Genomic DNA, 17,012 nt, shown 5'->3' on the forward strand with positions numbered 1-17,012 from the left:
GTGCATTGCGCAAGTTTTTACGCGACGGTGACAGGCTCCACCTTCGGCGCCGGTTTCGGCAGCGACGACAGGAACGCCATGATCAATGCCGCCACGTACGGCAGCGATTGCACCAGCAGCATCACCACCCAGAAACGCATGTCATTGCTCGGCAGGCCCTGCACCAGGTAGATCCCCAGCGCCGCGCCCCACAACAGCAGCATGATGAACATTTCTTCGCGCGCTTCGGAAATCGCGACCCAAAAGCCGTGGTTATCCGCGTTTTTCGGTGTGCGAAAGAACGGAATGCTGGTGGTGAAGAAGCCATACAACACCGCCTTGGCGATGGTGTGGGACAACGCCAGGCCAGCCAGCGCGGCGCAGAACGCATCCTTGAGGTTCACCCCTACCGCACGGCGATACAGGAAAATGATCTTGCCAACCTTGAACACAAACAACGCCAACGGCGGGATCGCGAAAATCAACAGCGGCGGGTCGACCCGCGTCGGCACGATGATCATCGCCGCCGACCACAACAGTGCGCCGACGGTGAAGAAGATATTCATGCCATCTGCCACCCACGGCAACCAGCCCGCGAGGAAGTGGTAGCGCTGGCCACGGGTCAGCTCAGTGTCCTTGCCGCGCAACAGGCTGGCGGTGTGACGCTTGATGATCTGGATCGCGCCATAGGCCCAGCGGAAGCGCTGTTTCTTGAAGTCGATAAAGGTATCCGGCATCAGGCCCTTGCCGTAGCTGTCGTGGTAGTACGCCGCCGACAGGCCTTTCTCGAATACCCGCAGGCCCAGTTCGGCGTCTTCGCAGATGCACCAGTCGGCCCAGCCCAGTTCTTCGAGCACCGAGCGTCGGGTCATGGTCATGGTGCCGTGCTGGATGATCGCGTCGCGGTCGTTACGGGTGACCATGCCGATATGGAAGAAGCCTTTGTACTCGGCGTAGCAGAGCTTCTTGAAGGTGCTTTCGTTCTGGTCGCGGTAATCCTGCGGCGACTGCACCACGGCGATTTTCGGGTCAGCGAAGTGCGGCACCATGTGCTTGAGCCAGTTCGGCGACACGCAGTAGTCCGAGTCGATCACGGCGATCACTTCGGCATCCTTGGCGGTGTGCGGGATCAGGTAGTTCAGCGCGCCGCCCTTGAAGCCGGCCAGTGGGGCCACGTGGAAGAACTTGAAGCGCGGGCCGAGGGTGGCGCAATAGTCGCGCACCGGTTCCCACACGGCCGGGTCCTTGGTGTTGTTGTCGATGATCAGGACTTCGTAGTCCGGGTAATCGAGGGCGGCCAGGGCGTCGAGGGTCTGTTTGACCATATCCGGCGGCTCGTTGTAGCACGGCACATGGATCGACACTTTCGGGCGGTAGTCCGAATCCCCCACTACCGGCAGGAATTCACGCCGACGCTTGTGGGTCCATACCGCTTCCGCCAACTCGTGGGCTTCGGTCAGCAACACGATGAACACGCCCAGCGCGCCCAGGGCCAACAAGATGCCGACGGTCACGCTGAACCAGGTGCTGTATTGCTGGCTGTAGTCGTAGCCGATCCACACCAATACCGAACCGCAGAGGAACGCGATAAAGGTCAGGAAGGTGCGGCCACGCTGGCGCAGGGCCGAGCCGTCGATCATCAATAGGGTCAGGGACAGCAGTGCAAGCACCACCGATCCGATCGCCAGGACGCGCCATTGCGGGATCGCAACTACCGGCCCTTCGAAGTTGAACTTCTGCTGGCGCGCGGCGTTGTACACGCCCCAGTAAGCGCCGGCCGAACCTTCGTCGCTGACTTTCCAAGGCTGGTCGAAAGCCTCGATCACGAAGTAGTTATAGCCCTGGCGGTTCAGCTTGTTCACCAGCGTACGCAGGTAAATCGCCTGGTCTGCCGGGGACGATTCATTACCTCCGCGCATACGGCCGTTGCTTGGCCAGCCAACTTCCGACAATAGCAGCGGTTTTTTCGGGAACAATTTCTTCAGATCCCTGGCGCGGTCGAGTACGTACTGGCCGGCCTTGTCCATCGGGATGTATTCCCAGAACGGCAGGATGTGCGCTGCAATCAGGTCGACGTGCTTGGCCAGTTGCGGGTTCTTTTCCCAGATATGCCATTGCTCGGAAGTGGTCACCGGTACTTTTACGGCGGCGCGCACCCGATCCAGCAGCACAATCAGCGCCTCGGGGGTGATCTCTTCACGGAACAACGCTTCGTTACCCACGACAACCCGCACGACGCTGCGCGAGCTGTTGGCGATCTCGATAGCCCGCTGGATTTCACGCTCGTTGCGTTCCAGGTCCGGGCTGATCCAGATCCCCAGGGTTACCCGCAGGCCGAACTCTTCCGCCAGCTTGGGGATGTCCCCCAGGGTGCCGTCGACCGAGTAGGTACGGATGTTGTCCGTCAGCTTGCTCATGATCTCCAGATCGCGACGCATCTGGTCGTCGGTCGGGTATTGGTCTTTCTGCGGGTACTGGCCTTGTTGAAACGGCGAGTAAGAAAAACCGGAGATCTGTTCAGGCCAGTTGGGGGTAGTGACCGGGCGGTTGATCAGCGCCCAGAAGCCGGTGAATAGCGCTGCAATTGCCAGCACCACCACCAGGTTGAGTCCAAATTTACGCGATGACATGGCGATTTCGGGTTCCAAAGGGTGTGGAACGAAAAGAGGTGTCGGCCTGCGCCGAACGGCGCGCATCCTACACCGGCGTCTCACTGAGCGTATAGCGGACAGCGAAAAGCCGGACGTTAGTCCGCGAATGTTCACCTAAGTTCTTTACTTGTAGCTTGAAGCTTAGAACTTGTCGCGGTGTGGCCCTATAATGCGCGCCGGTTTTTGGGGTAATGGTCATGAGCACAGAAGATCCGCGGTTTGCAGGCGTCGCCCGTTTGTATGGCATTGAAGGCCTGGACCGCTTGAAGGCGGCCCATGTGGCGATCGTCGGCGTCGGCGGTGTCGGCTCTTGGGCGGCGGAAGCCATCGCCCGTTGCGGCGTAGGGGAGATATCGCTGTTCGACCTGGACGATGTCTGCGTCAGCAACAGCAATCGCCAGTTGCACGCTCTCGACAGTACCGTGGGCAAGCCCAAGGTCGAGGTCATGGCCGAGCGCCTGCGCGGCATCAACCCGGACTGCACCGTGCATGCGGTAGCAGACTTCGTGACCCGTGACACCATGGCCGAGTACATCACGCCGAACATTGATTGCGTGATCGACTGCATCGACGCGGTCAACGCCAAGGCCGCACTGATTGCCTGGTGCAAGCGCCGCAAGATCCAGATCATCACTACCGGTGGCGCCGGCGGGCAGATCGACCCGACGCTGATCCAGGTGTGCGACTTGAACCGTACCTTCAACGATCCCCTGGCCTCGAAAGTGCGCTCGACCCTGCGCCGTGACTATGGTTTCTCGCGTACCGTGACTCGTCATTACAGCGTGCCGTGCGTGTTTTCCACCGAGCAACTGCGCTATCCGAAGCCGGACGGCAGCATTTGTTTGCAGAAGAGCTTTGTCGGTGATGGCGTGAAACTGGACTGCGCCGGCGGGTTTGGCGCGGTGATGATGGTGACCGCGACCTTCGGCATGGTCGCGGCGACCAAGGCGGTGGACAAGATCGTGGCCGGGGTGCGTAGGCCCTCGGAGCGGGTCAAACCCAGCTGAATCTCAGAACTTTACACCGCTCAAAATGTGGGAGGGGCGGTGCGACGATTCGACTTGCCCCCGATGAGCATGGGTATCTACGCAACTTTTCAGCCCCTGACAAATCTCCCTGTGGCGAGCGGGCTTGTCCCGCGTTGGGCTGCGAAGCAGCCCCAAAACCAGTTAGCCGTCCTGGGCCAGGGATGGCCCATGACGGCGGCCCACGGATTCAAGCCTGCGTTCGGGCACACCGAGCCTAGGCGAGGTGCCGAGTGGTGGGGCAAGAGCCCTTTTGGTTACTTTTGGGGCTCTTTTCCAAAAGTGACCCGCTGTAAGAGCGGAACCCTAAGTCGCCGTTACCGCAGCAATGGATATGTCCCCATTCCCCCAACATCCTGGTCGGCCCAGAGGCCGCCATCGGGTGCAAGTCGAATCGTCACACCGCCCCTCCCACATTTGATTTGAACAGACTCAAGATCTGACGCTTTCCCCAAACTCCCGCTTGCGTCGTATCGCCGCGCTCACTAACGTAGCGCCTTTACTGACGCTACCCCCCGCAGGAGCTTTGCCATGGCCTCGCCAGCCCTCTCACATTTTCTTCCCCGGTTCGGCGTTGCCGCGGCAGTGGCCAGTGCCTTGGGCCTGGCCGGTTGCCAGCTCCAGAGCACCCAGGACACCCTGCCCCCCGTTGCCGGCGTGCAGCCGCTCAAGGGCCTCGCGCAGAACGTTTCGATACGCCGCAATGCCCAGGGCATGCCGCTGATTGAAAGCAACACCTTCCACGACGCACTGTTCAGCCTCGGCTATGTACACGCCAGCGACCGGATCACCCAGATGGTCACGCTGCGCCTGCTGGCCCAAGGCCGCCTGGCGGAAATGTCCGGTGCAGACGTGCTGGATGTCGACCGCTTCATGCGCGCGGTCAACCTCAAGAAAAGTGCGGGCGAGCTGTATAACGCCTCGTCGCCGCGCCTCAAGCGTTTCTTTGAAGTGTATGCCCGTGGCGTCAACGCCTACCTGTTCCGCTACCGCGACAAGCTGCCGCCGGACCTGGCCCAGACCGGCTACAAGCCCGAGTACTGGAAACCGGAAGATTCGGCGCTGTTGTTCTGCCTGCTGAATTTCAGCGAGGCAACCAACCTGCAGGAAGAACTGGCGTCCCTGGTACTCGCCCAGAAAGTCGGCGCCGACAAGCTCGCCTGGCTCACCCCAAGCGCACCGGATGAACCGATCCCCCTGGCCGAAGCGGAGAAGCTCAAGGGCGTGAACCTCAGCCAGATCACCGGCCTGGCCGGGCTGGACACGGTCAGCCAGCAATTGAGCACACTCAATTCCCTGGCGGTGACGACTTCAAGCAACTGGGCCATCGGCCCGCAACGCAGCCGCAGCGGTAAAAGCCTGCTGGCCAACGACCTCGCGGCCCAGCCGCAAGCGCCTTCGCCGTGGAACTACGTGCAGATCCGCGCCCCGAAATACCAGGCGGTCGGCGCCTCGATCGCCGGTCTGCCAACTCTGTTGTCGGGGTTCAACGGCAAAGTCGCGTGGAGCATGAGCGCCGTCAAGGGCGACACCCAGGACCTGTTCCTGGAGAAGGTCAAACGCCAAGGCAGCGCGCTGTACTACGAGAACAACGGCAAATGGCTACCGGCTGGGGTGCGTAACGAAACCTTCTTCATCAAGGGCCAACGTTCGATTCGCGAAGTGGTGTACGAAACCCGCCACGGCGCCCTGCTTAACAGCAGCCAGGCACTGACCAGTGGTTTTGGCCTGGCCTTGCAAACCGCCGACTTCAAGGACGACAAAAGCCTGGACGCGTTCTTCGACCTGTCCCGTGCACAAAATGCCGGCAAAGCCTCGGACGCGACCCGCGAGATTCGCGCCATCGCCTTGAACATGGTGTTCGCCGACGCCAGCAACATTGGCTGGCAGGTCACTGGCCGCTTCCCCAACCGTCGCGAAGGCGAAGGCCTGTTGCCCTCGCCGGGCTGGGATGCGCGCTTCGACTGGGACGGTTACGCCGACGCCATGCTGCACCCGTACGACCAGGATCCGGCCCAGGGCTGGATCGGCACCGCCAACCAGCGCACCGCGCCGCGTGGCTATGGCATGCAATTGTCGAACTCGTGGGATGCGCCGGAGCGCAGCGAGCGCCTGGCGCAACTGGCCAATGCCGGCAAGCATGACAGCCGCAGCATGATTGCCATGCAATACGACCAGACCACCACGTTCGCCGCCAAGCTCAAGAACATGTTCCAGGCACCGGGCATGGCCCAGCCCCTGAAACAGGCGATCGATGCATTGCCAGCCGCTGAACAGGCCAAGGCGCGGGAAGCGCTGAATCGCCTGATGGCCTTTGACGGTCGCCTGGCCCCCACCTCCACCGACGCGGCGATCTACGAGCTGTTCCTGCAGGAAAGCAGCAAACAGATCTTCCTCGACGAACTCGGCCCGGAAAACAGCGCAAGCTGGAAAGCCTTTGTCAGTAACGCCAGCTTGTCCTACGCCGCCCAGGCCGACCACCTGCTGGGCCGCGAAGACAGCCCGTTCTGGGATGACGTGCGCACCGCGCAAAAAGAAGACAAACCGGCGATCCTCGCCCGCAGCCTGGCCGCCGCGATCACGGCCGGCGACAGCCAGTTGGGTAGTGATCACAAGGCCTGGCAATGGGGCAAGCTGCACAGCACCACCTGGAAAAACACCAGCGGCCAAGTGATTCGCGGACCACTGGCGTCCGGTGGCGACCACACCACCTTGAACCCGGCACCGTACAGCTGGGGCCAGGATTTCAACACCACCCAGGTGCCGGCATTGCGCATGATCGTCGATTTCGGCCAGGCGGAACCGATGATGGGCCAGGGTGGCATTGGCCAGTCCGGCAACCCCGCCAGCCCCCACTACGCCAACGGCATCGACGCCGCGCTCAAGGCGCAATACCTGAGCTTCCCGATGCAGCCGCAGAACTTCGATAAGGTGTACGGGAAGGCCAGGTTGACCCTGACCCCAGGCAAGTAAACGCTTCAAAATGTGGGAGGGGCGGTGCGACGATGCGACTTGCCCCCTCCCACATTTGCCCCCCATGCATTCAGATAGAACTTCTGCGCTGCCCCCTGCCTCCTACTGATAAGCCCATTGCCCCCGGCACGCCCCATGGACCTTGTCATCGCCCGGCCCGAAGGCCTCTACTGCCCCGCCGGTGATTTCTACATCGACCCGTGGCGCCCGGTGGAACGCTCGGTCATTACCCACGCCCACGGCGACCACGCCCGAACCGGTAACCAGCACTACCTCGCCGCAGGTCCCGGCGAAGGTATCCTGCGCTCGCGCCTGGGCCAGGACATCAACCTGCAAACCCTGGCCTATGGCGAGCCACTGGTGCATCACGGCGTCACCTTGAGCTTCCACCCGGCCGGGCATGTGCTTGGGTCCGCCCAGGTACGCCTGGAATACCAGGGCGAAGTCTGGGTGGCGTCCGGTGACTATAAAGTCGAACCCGATGGCACCTGCGCGCCATTCGAGCCAGTGCGCTGCCACACCTTTATCACCGAATCCACTTTTGGCCTGCCGATCTACCGCTGGCAGCCCCAGGCGCAGATCTTTGCCGGCATCAATGATTGGTGGCAGGCCAATATCGCGGCCGGCAAGGCCAGCGTGTTGTTCTGTTATTCCTTCGGCAAGGCCCAACGCATCCTGCACGGCATCGACGCCAGCATCGGTCCGATCCTCAGCCACGGCGCAGTCGAACCGCTGAACCGGGTGTACCGCGAAGCCGGTATCTACATTCCCGAAACCCTTTACGCCGGCGACTTCAAAAAGACCGACCCGTTGCTGCGCCAAGCCCTGATCATCGCGCCGCCCTCCGCCGGCGGCAGTAGCTGGATACGCCGTTTTAGCGAATACAGCGATGCCTTCGCCAGCGGTTGGATGCGCCTGCGTGGTACACGGCGGCGGCGCGGGGTGGACCGGGGTTTTGTGCTGTCGGACCACGCCGACTGGCCCGGACTGTTGTGGGCCATTGAACAAACCGGCGCCGAACGGGTAATGGTCACCCATGGCTCCGTCGGCGTTCTGGTGCGCCACCTGCGGGAAAAAGGCCTGGACGCCCAGAGCTTCAGCACCGAATACGGAGATGACGAAGAAGAGACCACGCCATGAAAGCCTTTGCCGAGCTGTACGCCAACCTCGACGCCACCACCTCCAGCAACGCCAAGCTTGCCGCATTACAAGCCTACTTCCTGCAGGCCCCGCCCGAAGACGCCGCGTGGGCGGTGTATTTCCTGTCCGGCGGGCGTCCTCGGCAATTGGTACCCACCCGCCTGCTGCGAGACATGGCCACCGAAGCCTCAGGGATCGCCCCGTGGCTGTTTGAGGAAAGCTACCAATCGGTGGGTGACCTGGCCGAGACGATTTCGCTGTTATTGCCAGAATCGGCCTACACCTCCCATGACGGCCTGGCGGTGTGGATCGAAGAAAAGCTCCTGCCGCTGCGTGGCCTGTCGCCCCAGGACCTGGCCGAACGCTTACCCGCGTTGTGGGCGCAACTGGATCAACCGAGCCTGATGGTGTGCGTCAAGTTGATCACCGGCAGCTTTCGCGTGGGGGTGTCCAAGTTGCTGGTCACCCGCGCCCTCGCCGCCCTGGCTGATCTGGACAGCAAGCGCGTGGCCCAGCGCCTGGTGGGCTACACCGACCTGTCCAACCGGCCGACGGCCGAAGGCTACCTCAAGCTGATCGCCGCCGAATCGTCCGACGAACATGCCCAACGGGGCGGACAGCCCTATCCGTTTTTTCTCGCCCACGGACTGTCTCAGCCGGTCGAGCAATTCGACACCCTGCTCGGTTCGCCCGCCGACTGGCAGGTGGAATGGAAGTGGGACGGCATTCGCGCGCAACTGGTCAAGCGTGAGGGCCGCCTGTGGATCTGGTCCCGGGGTGAAGAACTGGTGACCGAGCGTTTTCCCGAACTGCACAGCCTGGCCAGCGGCCTGCCCGATGGCACGGTGATCGATGGTGAGATCGTGGTGTGGAAGGACGCGGTGCAACCGTTCGCGCTGCTGCAACAGCGCATTGGCCGCAAGACCTTGAGCAAAAAAGTGCTCGACGATGCTCCGGTCGCGGTCCTGGCCTACGACCTGCTGGAGCATCAGGGCGACGACTGGCGCAACCAACCCCAGGCGGCACGCCGCACCCAACTTGAACGGCTGATTACCCAGTGCAACCAACCCGTGCTGCTGGCATCGCCCTTGCTGACGGGTACCACCTGGCAGGACCTCGCCCAGCAACGCGAAGCCTCCCGCCAGCTTGGGGTGGAAGGCATGATGCTCAAGGCGCGCGAAGGCCTGTACGGAGTAGGCCGCACCAAGGACATGGGCGTGTGGTGGAAGTGGAAAGTCGACCCGTTCAGCGTCGATGCGGTGTTGATCTATGCCCAGCGCGGCCATGGTCGACGCGCCAGCCTGTACAGCGACTACACCTTTGCAGTATGGGACGGCCCGGCCGGCAGCGAACGCACCTTGGTACCGTTCGCCAAGGCGTATTCAGGATTGACCGATGAAGAAATGCGCAAGGTCGACGCCATCGTGCGCAAGACCACTGTGGAGAAGTTCGGCCCGGTCAGCAGCGTAACGCCAAGCATGGTGTTCGAGTTGGGGTTCGAAGGCATTGCCCTGTCCAAGCGGCATAAGAGCGGGATAGCAGTGCGGTTCCCGCGGATGTTGCGCTGGCGCCAGGACAAGGCGGTGGATGAGGCGGATAACCTTGCCACCCTGCAGGACTTACTGGCCTGACGCAGAACACCTGTGGGAGCTAGCGGCCACCCACAATGGGATCTGCAAATGTTCCGAAATGGTGCGCTCAGTTTTCAATGCCCATTTTCGGGCATCTCCTATACTTATAACTCCCTCTTCCCACCTTTTAAAACGATCATTCGGAACTATGGTGCAGAAATTGCTACTTGTGATCCGTCTGACACCGTTCAGTAACAGTCCTAAACGCGCCACAAGCGCTTATCTTGGTTTCCAGGGATTACATAATGAAAAAAGCATTGCTGACCCTTTCTGCACTGGCTCTGTGCATGGCCGCCGGTACCGCGCTGGCCAAGGAATACAAGGAACTGCGTTTTGGTGTCGATCCTTCCTACGCGCCGTTCGAGTCCAAAGCTGCCGACGGCAGCCTGGTGGGCTTCGATATCGACCTGGGTAACGCGATCTGCGCCGAACTGAAAGTGAAGTGCAAGTGGGTCGAAAGTGATTTCGACGGCATGATTCCGGGCCTCAAAGCCAACAAGTTCGACGGTGTGATTTCCTCGATGACCGTCACCGAGGCCCGTATGAAGGCCATCGACTTCTCCAACGAGCTGTTCTCCGGCCCGACTTCGCTGGTCTTCAAGAAAGGCGCCGGCTACTCGACACCAGAGTCGCTCAAAGGCAAATCCGTGGGCTACGAGCAAGGCACCATCCAGGAAGCCTACGCCAAGGCCGTGCTGGATAAAGCCGGTGTAACCACCAAGGCCTACGCCAATCAGGACCAGGTTTACGCCGACCTGACCTCCGGTCGCCTCGACGCGTCCGTGCAGGACATGCTGCAAGCCGAACTGGGCTTCCTGAAGTCACCAGCCGGGGCGGGCTACGAAGTCAGCGCAGCCATCGATGACCCGTTGCTGCCGTCGAAAACCGCGGTCGGTATCAAAAAAGGTAACACTGAACTGAAGGCCCTTTTGGATAAAGGTATCAAAGCGTTACACGATGATGGCACCTACGCCACCATCCAGAAGAAACACTTTGGCGATCTGAACCTGTACAGCGGCAAATAATGCCTGGGGCGCCCCTTCGTTGAAGGGGCGCTTTTTTATCGCCATAGGTCCTGATTTATGTTCGAAGATCTGTTGCAAACCCTCGGGCTGAGCGCATTCAGCTTGAAGGGTTTCGGCCCGCTGTTGCTGCAAGGCACCTGGATGACCCTGAAGCTATCGGTGCTGTCGTTGGCCGTCAGCGTGTTGCTGGGCTTGCTCGGTGCCAGTGCCAAACTCTCCAGCCTGCCCTTCCTGCGCATCCCCGCCCAGCTCTACACCACCCTGATTCGCGGTGTACCCGACCTGGTCCTGATGCTGCTGATTTTCTACAGCCTGCAAACCTGGCTGACCGGTCTTACCGACTTCATGGAATGGGAATACATCGAGATCGACCCTTTCAGCGCCGGGGTGATCACCCTGGGCTTTATCTACGGTGCCTACTTCACCGAGACGTTTCGCGGTGCGATCCTCGCCGTCCCCCGCGGCCAATTGGAAGCCGCCACGGCTTATGGCCTCAAGCGCGGGCAACGTTTCCGCTATGTGACCTTCCCGCAGATGATGCGCTTTGCCCTGCCGGGTATCGGTAATAACTGGATGGTGATGCTCAAGGCCACCGCGCTGGTGTCGATCATCGGCCTGGCCGACCTGGTCAAGGCTGCCCAGGATGCCGGCAAGAGCACCTATCAACTGTTTTACTTCCTGGTGCTCGCTGCGCTGATCTACTTGCTGATCACCAGCGCATCGAACTTTGTCCTGCGTCGTCTTGAACGTCGCTACTCCGCAGGCTCACGGGAGGCCGTGCGATGATCGAACTCTTGCAGCAATACTGGCGCCCCTTCCTTTACAGCGACGGCCAGCACATTACCGGCCTGGCCATGACCATGTGGCTGCTCAGCGCCTCGCTGGTCATCGGCTTCCTGGTGTCGATCCCGCTGTCCATCGCCCGGGTATCGCGCAACCCGCTGGTGCGCTGGCCGGTGCAGTTCTATACCTACCTGTTTCGGGGCACGCCGCTGTATATCCAACTGCTGATTTGCTACACCGGCATCTACAGCATTGCCGCCGTGCGCGCGCAACCGGTCCTCGATGCGTTCTTTCGCGATGCAATGAACTGCACCGTCCTGGCCTTTGCCCTCAACACCTGCGCCTACACCACGGAGATCTTCGCCGGGGCGATCCGCAGCATGGCCCACGGCGAAGTCGAAGCGGCCAAGGCTTATGGCCTCAGCGGCTGGAAGCTGTACGCCTATGTGATCATGCCGTCAGCGTTGCGTCGCTCGCTGCCCTACTACAGCAACGAAGTGATCCTGATGTTGCACTCGACCACAGTGGCCTTTACCGCGACGATCCCGGACATCCTGAAAGTCGCGCGGGACGCCAACTCGGCCACCTTCATGACCTTTCAATCTTTCGGCATCGCTGCGCTGATCTACCTGACCGTGACCTTTGCCCTGGTCGGTCTGTTTCGTCTGGCGGAGCGCCGCTGGCTGGCGTTTCTCGGGCCGAGTCACTAAGGAGCCTTCATGCGTCATCAGATTCATGAGCTGATCGCGCCAGTACCCGGCACGGCGCGGCAGATTCACAGCTTTCATTTCGGCCCGGAGCAGGCCGAAGGCAAGATCTACATTCAGTCGTCGCTGCATGCCGACGAGCTGCCAGGCATGCTGGTGGCCTGGCACCTCAAGGTGCGCCTGGCGCAGCTGGCGGCGGCCGGCCGCTTGCGCAGCGAAGTCGTACTGGTGCCCATCGCCAACCCGGTGGGCCTGGAACAAGTGCTGATGGATATCCCGTTGGGCCGTTATGAACTGGAAAGCGGGCAGAACTTCAATCGCCTGTTCGTCGATCTCAGCGAAGACGTGGGCAACCAGGTCGAGGCCTTGCTGGGCGATGACCCGCGGCACAACGTCGAACTGATCCGCACTGCGCTGTCCACCGCGTTGGCCGCGCAAAACGCCGAGACCCAATTGCAATCCCAGCGCCTCGCGCTGCAACGCCTGGCCTGCGATGCGGACATGGTGCTGGACCTGCATTGCGACTTCGAAGCCGTGGCACACCTGTACACCACGCCAGAAGCCTGGCCACGGGTGGAGCCGCTGGCGCGCTATATCGGCTCAGAAGCCAATTTGCTGGCCACTGACTCCGGCGGACAGTCCTTCGATGAGTGTTTCACCCTGGTGTGGTGGCAGTTGCAGCAACGCTTTGGCGAACGCTTCCCGATTCCCATGGGCAGCTTTTCGGTGACGGTCGAGTTGCGCGGCCAAGGTGACGTCAACCACGGCCTGGCCCGCCTCGATTGCCAGGCGATCATCGACTACCTGATTCACTTCGGTGCGATCGACGGCGACGTCGCCCCGCTGCCCGACCTGCCCTACCCGGCCACGCCGCTGGCGGGCGTCGAGCCTGTGGCGACGCCGGTGGGCGGCTTGCTGGTGTTCAGTGCCTTGCCGGGCGAATACCTGGAGGCCGGGCAACTGATTGCCGAAATCATCGACCCCATCACTGACCGCGTAACGCCGGTGCACTGCCAGCAGGCCGGCCTGCTTTACGCCCGTTCGCTGCGACGCATGGCCACTGCGGGGATGGTCATCGGCCATGTCGCAGGCTCAGAGGCCTACCGCAGCGGCTACCTACTTTCGCCTTGAGGATGCATGCCCCATGTACAAACTGACCGTTGAAGGCCTGCATAAAAGCTATGGCGACAATGAAGTGCTCAAAGGTGTCTCGCTCAAGGCCAAGACCGGTGACGTGATCAGCCTGATCGGCGCCAGCGGCTCGGGCAAGAGCACCTTCCTGCGCTGCATCAACTTTCTGGAAACCCCCAACGACGGCGCCATGACCCTCGATGGCAAGCAAATCCGCATGGTCAGCGACCGCCACGGCATGCGCGTGGCCGACGATGCTGAGCTGCAACGCCTGCGCACGCGGCTGGCAATGGTGTTCCAACACTTCAACCTGTGGAGCCATATGAGCGTGCTGGAGAACATCACCATGGCCCCGCGCCGGGTGCTGGGTTGCAGCAAGAAGGACGCCGAAGACCGCGCCCGCCGCTACCTGGACAAAGTCGGCCTGCCGGCGCGCGTGGCCGATCAATACCCGGCGTTCCTCTCCGGCGGCCAGCAACAGCGGGTAGCGATCGCCCGTGCGCTGGCGATGGAGCCGGAGGTGATGCTGTTCGACGAACCCACCTCGGCCCTCGACCCCGAGCTGGTGGGCGAAGTGCTGAAGGTGATCCAGGGCCTGGCCGAGGAAGGCCGCACCATGATCATGGTCACCCACGAGATGAGCTTTGCGCGCAAGGTGTCGAGCCAGGTGCTGTTCCTGCACAAGGGCCTGGTGGAGGAGGAAGGCGCCCCGGAGGATGTGCTGGGCAATCCAAAGAGTGAGCGCCTGCAGCAGTTCTTGAGTGGCAATTTGAAGTAAACCTTTGCGATGCCTGGAGGGTCTGTGGAAATAGACCCTCCGGAATATCAGCCGCCGCATGGCAAAACCCATCGACTTCGCCAAGAAATGGTTTGCCGCCAAAGGCTGGAAGCCGTTCGACTTTCAAAAACACGTGTGGGCGGCGGTCAAGCATGGGCAGTCGGGGCTGCTGCATGCCAGCACCGGTGCCGGTAAAACCTACGCCCTGTGGTTTGCCGCGCTCAATCGCTTCGCCATCACCCGCCCGCCAACCAACGGCAAGCGCAAAGCCCCGGCTGAACCGTTGACGGTGTTGTGGATCACGCCCATGCGCGCCCTGGCCGCCGACACGGCGCGTGCCCTGGAAGCACCGCTGGAGGCGTTGCAGATTCCCTGGAGCGTTGGCCTGCGCACCGGCGACACCAGCAGCAACGAGCGCGCGCGCCAAACGCGGCGTCAGCCCACCGCCCTGGTCACCACCCCGGAAAGCCTGACCCTCATGCTGGCGCGCGCCGACAGCGAGGCGAGCCTGGCGCAGTTGCGCCTGGTGGTGGTGGACGAATGGCATGAATTGATCGGCAACAAGCGCGGCGTGCAGTTGCAACTCGCGTTGGCACGGTTGCGGCGCTGGCACCCTGAGCTGATGGTATGGGGGATTTCAGCGACCCTGGGCAACCAGGCCCACGCCTTGGAGGTCTTGGTCCCACAAGGCGGTGGCATCAACGTCCAGGGGCAAACCAGCAAGCCCTTGCAGGTCGACACCTTGCTGCCGCCCGTCGCTGAGCGCTTCCCCTGGGCCGGGCATATTGGCTTGAAGATGCTGCCGCAGGTGGTGGCCGAGGTAGATGCCTGCAGCAGTTGCCTGGTGTTTACCAATACGCGGGCGCAGTCAGAAATCTGGTATCAGGCCATTCTGGATGCGCGTCCGAATTGGGCCGGTTTGATTGCCCTGCACCACGGCTCGCTAGCACGGGAAACCCGAGACTGGGTGGAGCGCGCGCTGAAAGATGGGCAACTCAAGGCCGTGGTGTGCACGTCGAGCCTGGACCTGGGCGTGGATTTCCTGCCGGTGGAGCGCGTGTTGCAGATTGGCTCCGCCAAAGGCGTCGCGCGCCTGATGCAGCGCGCCGGACGCTCGGGGCATGCGCCAGGGCGACCATCACGGGTGACACTGGTGCCGACCCATACCCTGGAATTGGTAGAAGCGGCAGCGGCCCAGGATGCGATTGCCCAGCGACGCATCGAAGCGCGCGAATCGCCGTACAAACCATTGGATGTCCTCGTACAGCACCTGGTGAGCATGGCCCTGGGCGGTGGTTTTACGCCCGACGCGCTGCTGGCGGAAGTCCGCGGGGCCTGGGCCTATCGCGACCTCACGGACGCCGATTGGGCGTGGGCACTGGGGTTTGTTCGCCATGGCGGCCTATCGCTGACCGCCTACCCGGATTACCGCCGTGTCGAGCCGGACGAGCACGGTATCTGGCGCGTCCCGGATGCCCGGCTGGCGCGTCGTCACCGCATGAGCGTAGGTACCATCGTCAGCGACGCCAGTATCCAGCTGAAGTTCTGGAGCAAGGGCGGCGGCGGCAAGCACTTGGGCAGTGTCGAGGAAGGTTTTATCGCGCGGCTCAAGCCGGGTGATGGCTTCCTGTTTGCCGGGCGCTTGCTGGAGCTGGTGCGCGTGGAAAACATGACCGCCTATGTGCGCCGCGGCACCGCGAAAAAAGCCGCTGTGCCACGCTGGAATGGCGGGCGCATGCCGCTCTCCAATGAGCTGGCGCAGGCCGTCGTCGAGCGTTTTGATGCGGCGGCACAGGGCCACTTCCAAGGCCCGGAGATGCAGGCGGTGCGCCCCCTGCTGCAGACACAGTTGCGCTGGTCCGGGCTGCCGACCCGTGAGCATCTGCTGGCCGAAGCCCTCAGGTCGCGGGAGGGGTGGCACCTGTTTCTTTACCCGTTTGCCGGGCGTCAGGTGCACCTGGGATTGGCAAGCTTGCTGGCGTGGCGGGTCAGCCAAGAGCAGGCTGTGACGTTTTCGATTGCCGTCAATGATTACGGGCTGGAGCTATTGAGCGCCACTGAAGTGGATTGGCCATTGAGGCTGAACGAAGCATTACTGAGCCCCGCGGACTTACTGACGGACGTTATCGCCAGCCTGAACGCCGGGGAACTGGCTCTGCGCCGCTTTCGCGAAATCGCGCGCATCGCCGGGCTGGTATTCGCAGGTTACCCCGGCGCGCCGAAAAGCACGCGCCAGGTCCAGGCTTCCAGTGGTTTGTTTTTTGAAGTGTTCAAGCAATATGACCCGCAAAACCTGCTGCTGGCCCAGGCTGGGGAAGAAGTCCTGCGTGATGAGTTGGATATTCGCCGACTCGAAGAAACGTTGCTTCATCTGTCGGCGCTGAAACTGGACCTGCACCTGATCGAACGGCCTACGCCGCTGGCCTTTCCCCTGCTGGTGGAACGGATGCGCGAGAGCCTGAGTTCGGAAAAACTCTCGGAGCGCATTGCGCGGATGGTCAGGGACCTGGAAAAAGTCGCGGATAACGGGAAGCGCTGATGGTTTGCTCGGTGACACTTGAGGGAGAAGAACTGTGGTTGCTGGCGGACAGGGCTGTCTTTTGGCCTGCACACCGGTGCCTGTTAATTGCCGATGCGCATTTCGGCAAAGCCTCAGCCTATCGCAGCCTGGGGCAGCCGGTACCGCAGGGAACCACCACCGAGAACCTGCGGCGCCTGGATCGACTGCTATCAACACTACCGTGCGTGCAAGTAATCTTTCTTGGCGATTTCCTGCACGGCCCCGGATCCCACGCCAGTGGCACGCTGGAGGCGCTGAGGGCATGGCGCGTGCGCCATGCGGGTATGAGCCTGACGTTGATTCGTGGCAATCACGACAAACGCGCCGGCGACCCGCCAGCCGACCTGGGAATGGAGGTGGTCCCCGAGCCGTTGCTGATGGGTCCGTTCGCCCTGCAACACGAACCGCACGCCCACCCCAGCCACCACGTGTTGGCTGGGCATGTGCATCCGGTGTATCGCTTGCGCGGCAAGGGCCGCCAGAGTCTGCGCCTGCCGTGCTTCCAGCTTGGCGCACGCGTCAGCCTGCTGCCGGCATTTGGCGCGTTTACCGGTGGCTTTGCAGTGGAACGGGCGAATGACCGCCGAACATTTGTTATCGGCGATCATGAGGTCTGGCCAGTCGGTTAG

At 62.0% G+C, this 17,012-nt stretch carries 12 protein-coding genes; 11 read left to right on the forward strand and 1 reads right to left on the reverse strand.

What is annotated here, in order from left to right:
* Positions 1-17: 17 nt before the first annotated feature.
* Positions 18-2,609: a glycosyltransferase gene (locus A7317_RS06140; protein ID WP_024073816.1), complete on the reverse strand. Its 2,592-nt coding sequence runs from the start codon at positions 2,607-2,609 to the stop codon at positions 18-20.
* Positions 2,610-2,827: 218 nt separating this feature from the next.
* Here A7317_RS06140 and tcdA point away from each other — a divergent pair, with 218 nt between their 5' ends.
* The 11 genes from tcdA (at position 2,828) to pdeM (ending at position 17,012) form a co-directional block, all read left to right on the forward strand.
* Positions 2,828-3,637, forward strand: a complete 810-nt coding sequence (gene tcdA, locus A7317_RS06145) for a tRNA cyclic N6-threonylcarbamoyladenosine(37) synthase TcdA (protein ID WP_069081314.1) — start codon at positions 2,828-2,830, stop codon at positions 3,635-3,637.
* Positions 3,638-4,186: 549 nt separating this feature from the next.
* Positions 4,187-6,628: a penicillin acylase family protein gene (locus A7317_RS06150; protein ID WP_069075383.1), complete on the forward strand. Its 2,442-nt coding sequence runs from the start codon at positions 4,187-4,189 to the stop codon at positions 6,626-6,628.
* 135 nt (positions 6,629-6,763) lie between these two features.
* Entirely contained in the window at positions 6,764-7,768 is a 1,005-nt protein-coding gene (locus tag A7317_RS06155) for a ligase-associated DNA damage response exonuclease (RefSeq protein WP_069075384.1), read from the forward strand.
* Positions 7,765-9,399, forward strand: coding sequence for an ATP-dependent DNA ligase (locus tag A7317_RS06160; protein WP_024073858.1), 1,635 nt, complete (start codon positions 7,765-7,767; stop codon positions 9,397-9,399). The genes A7317_RS06155 and A7317_RS06160 overlap by 4 nt, the downstream gene beginning before the upstream one ends.
* 245 nt (positions 9,400-9,644) lie before the next feature.
* Positions 9,645-10,424, forward strand: coding sequence for a transporter substrate-binding domain-containing protein (locus A7317_RS06165; protein ID WP_024073857.1), 780 nt, complete (start codon positions 9,645-9,647; stop codon positions 10,422-10,424).
* Positions 10,425-10,481: 57 nt separating this feature from the next.
* Positions 10,482-11,210 carry an ABC transporter permease gene (locus A7317_RS06170; RefSeq protein WP_024073856.1) on the forward strand — a complete coding sequence of 243 codons (729 nt, stop codon included), beginning with the start codon at positions 10,482-10,484 and terminating at the stop codon, positions 11,208-11,210.
* Entirely contained in the window at positions 11,207-11,917 is a 711-nt protein-coding gene (locus tag A7317_RS06175) for an ABC transporter permease (RefSeq protein WP_024073855.1), read from the forward strand. The genes A7317_RS06170 and A7317_RS06175 overlap by 4 nt, the downstream gene beginning before the upstream one ends.
* A gap of 9 nt (positions 11,918-11,926) precedes the next feature.
* A complete protein-coding gene (locus tag A7317_RS06180; protein WP_069075385.1) occupies positions 11,927-13,045 on the forward strand; it encodes a succinylglutamate desuccinylase/aspartoacylase family protein in 1,119 nt (372 codons plus the stop codon).
* A gap of 13 nt (positions 13,046-13,058) precedes the next feature.
* Positions 13,059-13,823, forward strand: coding sequence for an ABC transporter ATP-binding protein (locus tag A7317_RS06185; protein WP_024073853.1), 765 nt, complete (start codon positions 13,059-13,061; stop codon positions 13,821-13,823).
* A gap of 58 nt (positions 13,824-13,881) precedes the next feature.
* On the forward strand, positions 13,882-16,362 hold the full coding sequence (locus A7317_RS06190) for a ligase-associated DNA damage response DEXH box helicase (protein WP_069075386.1): 2,481 nt from the start codon (positions 13,882-13,884) through the stop codon (positions 16,360-16,362).
* Positions 16,362-17,012, forward strand: a complete 651-nt coding sequence (gene pdeM, locus A7317_RS06195) for a ligase-associated DNA damage response endonuclease PdeM (RefSeq protein ID WP_024073851.1) — start codon at positions 16,362-16,364, stop codon at positions 17,010-17,012. The genes A7317_RS06190 and pdeM overlap by 1 nt, the downstream gene beginning before the upstream one ends.

Origin of the sequence: Pseudomonas fluorescens (genome assembly GCF_001708445.1) — a bacterium.
GTDB lineage: Bacteria > Pseudomonadota > Gammaproteobacteria > Pseudomonadales > Pseudomonadaceae > Aquipseudomonas > Aquipseudomonas gorinensis.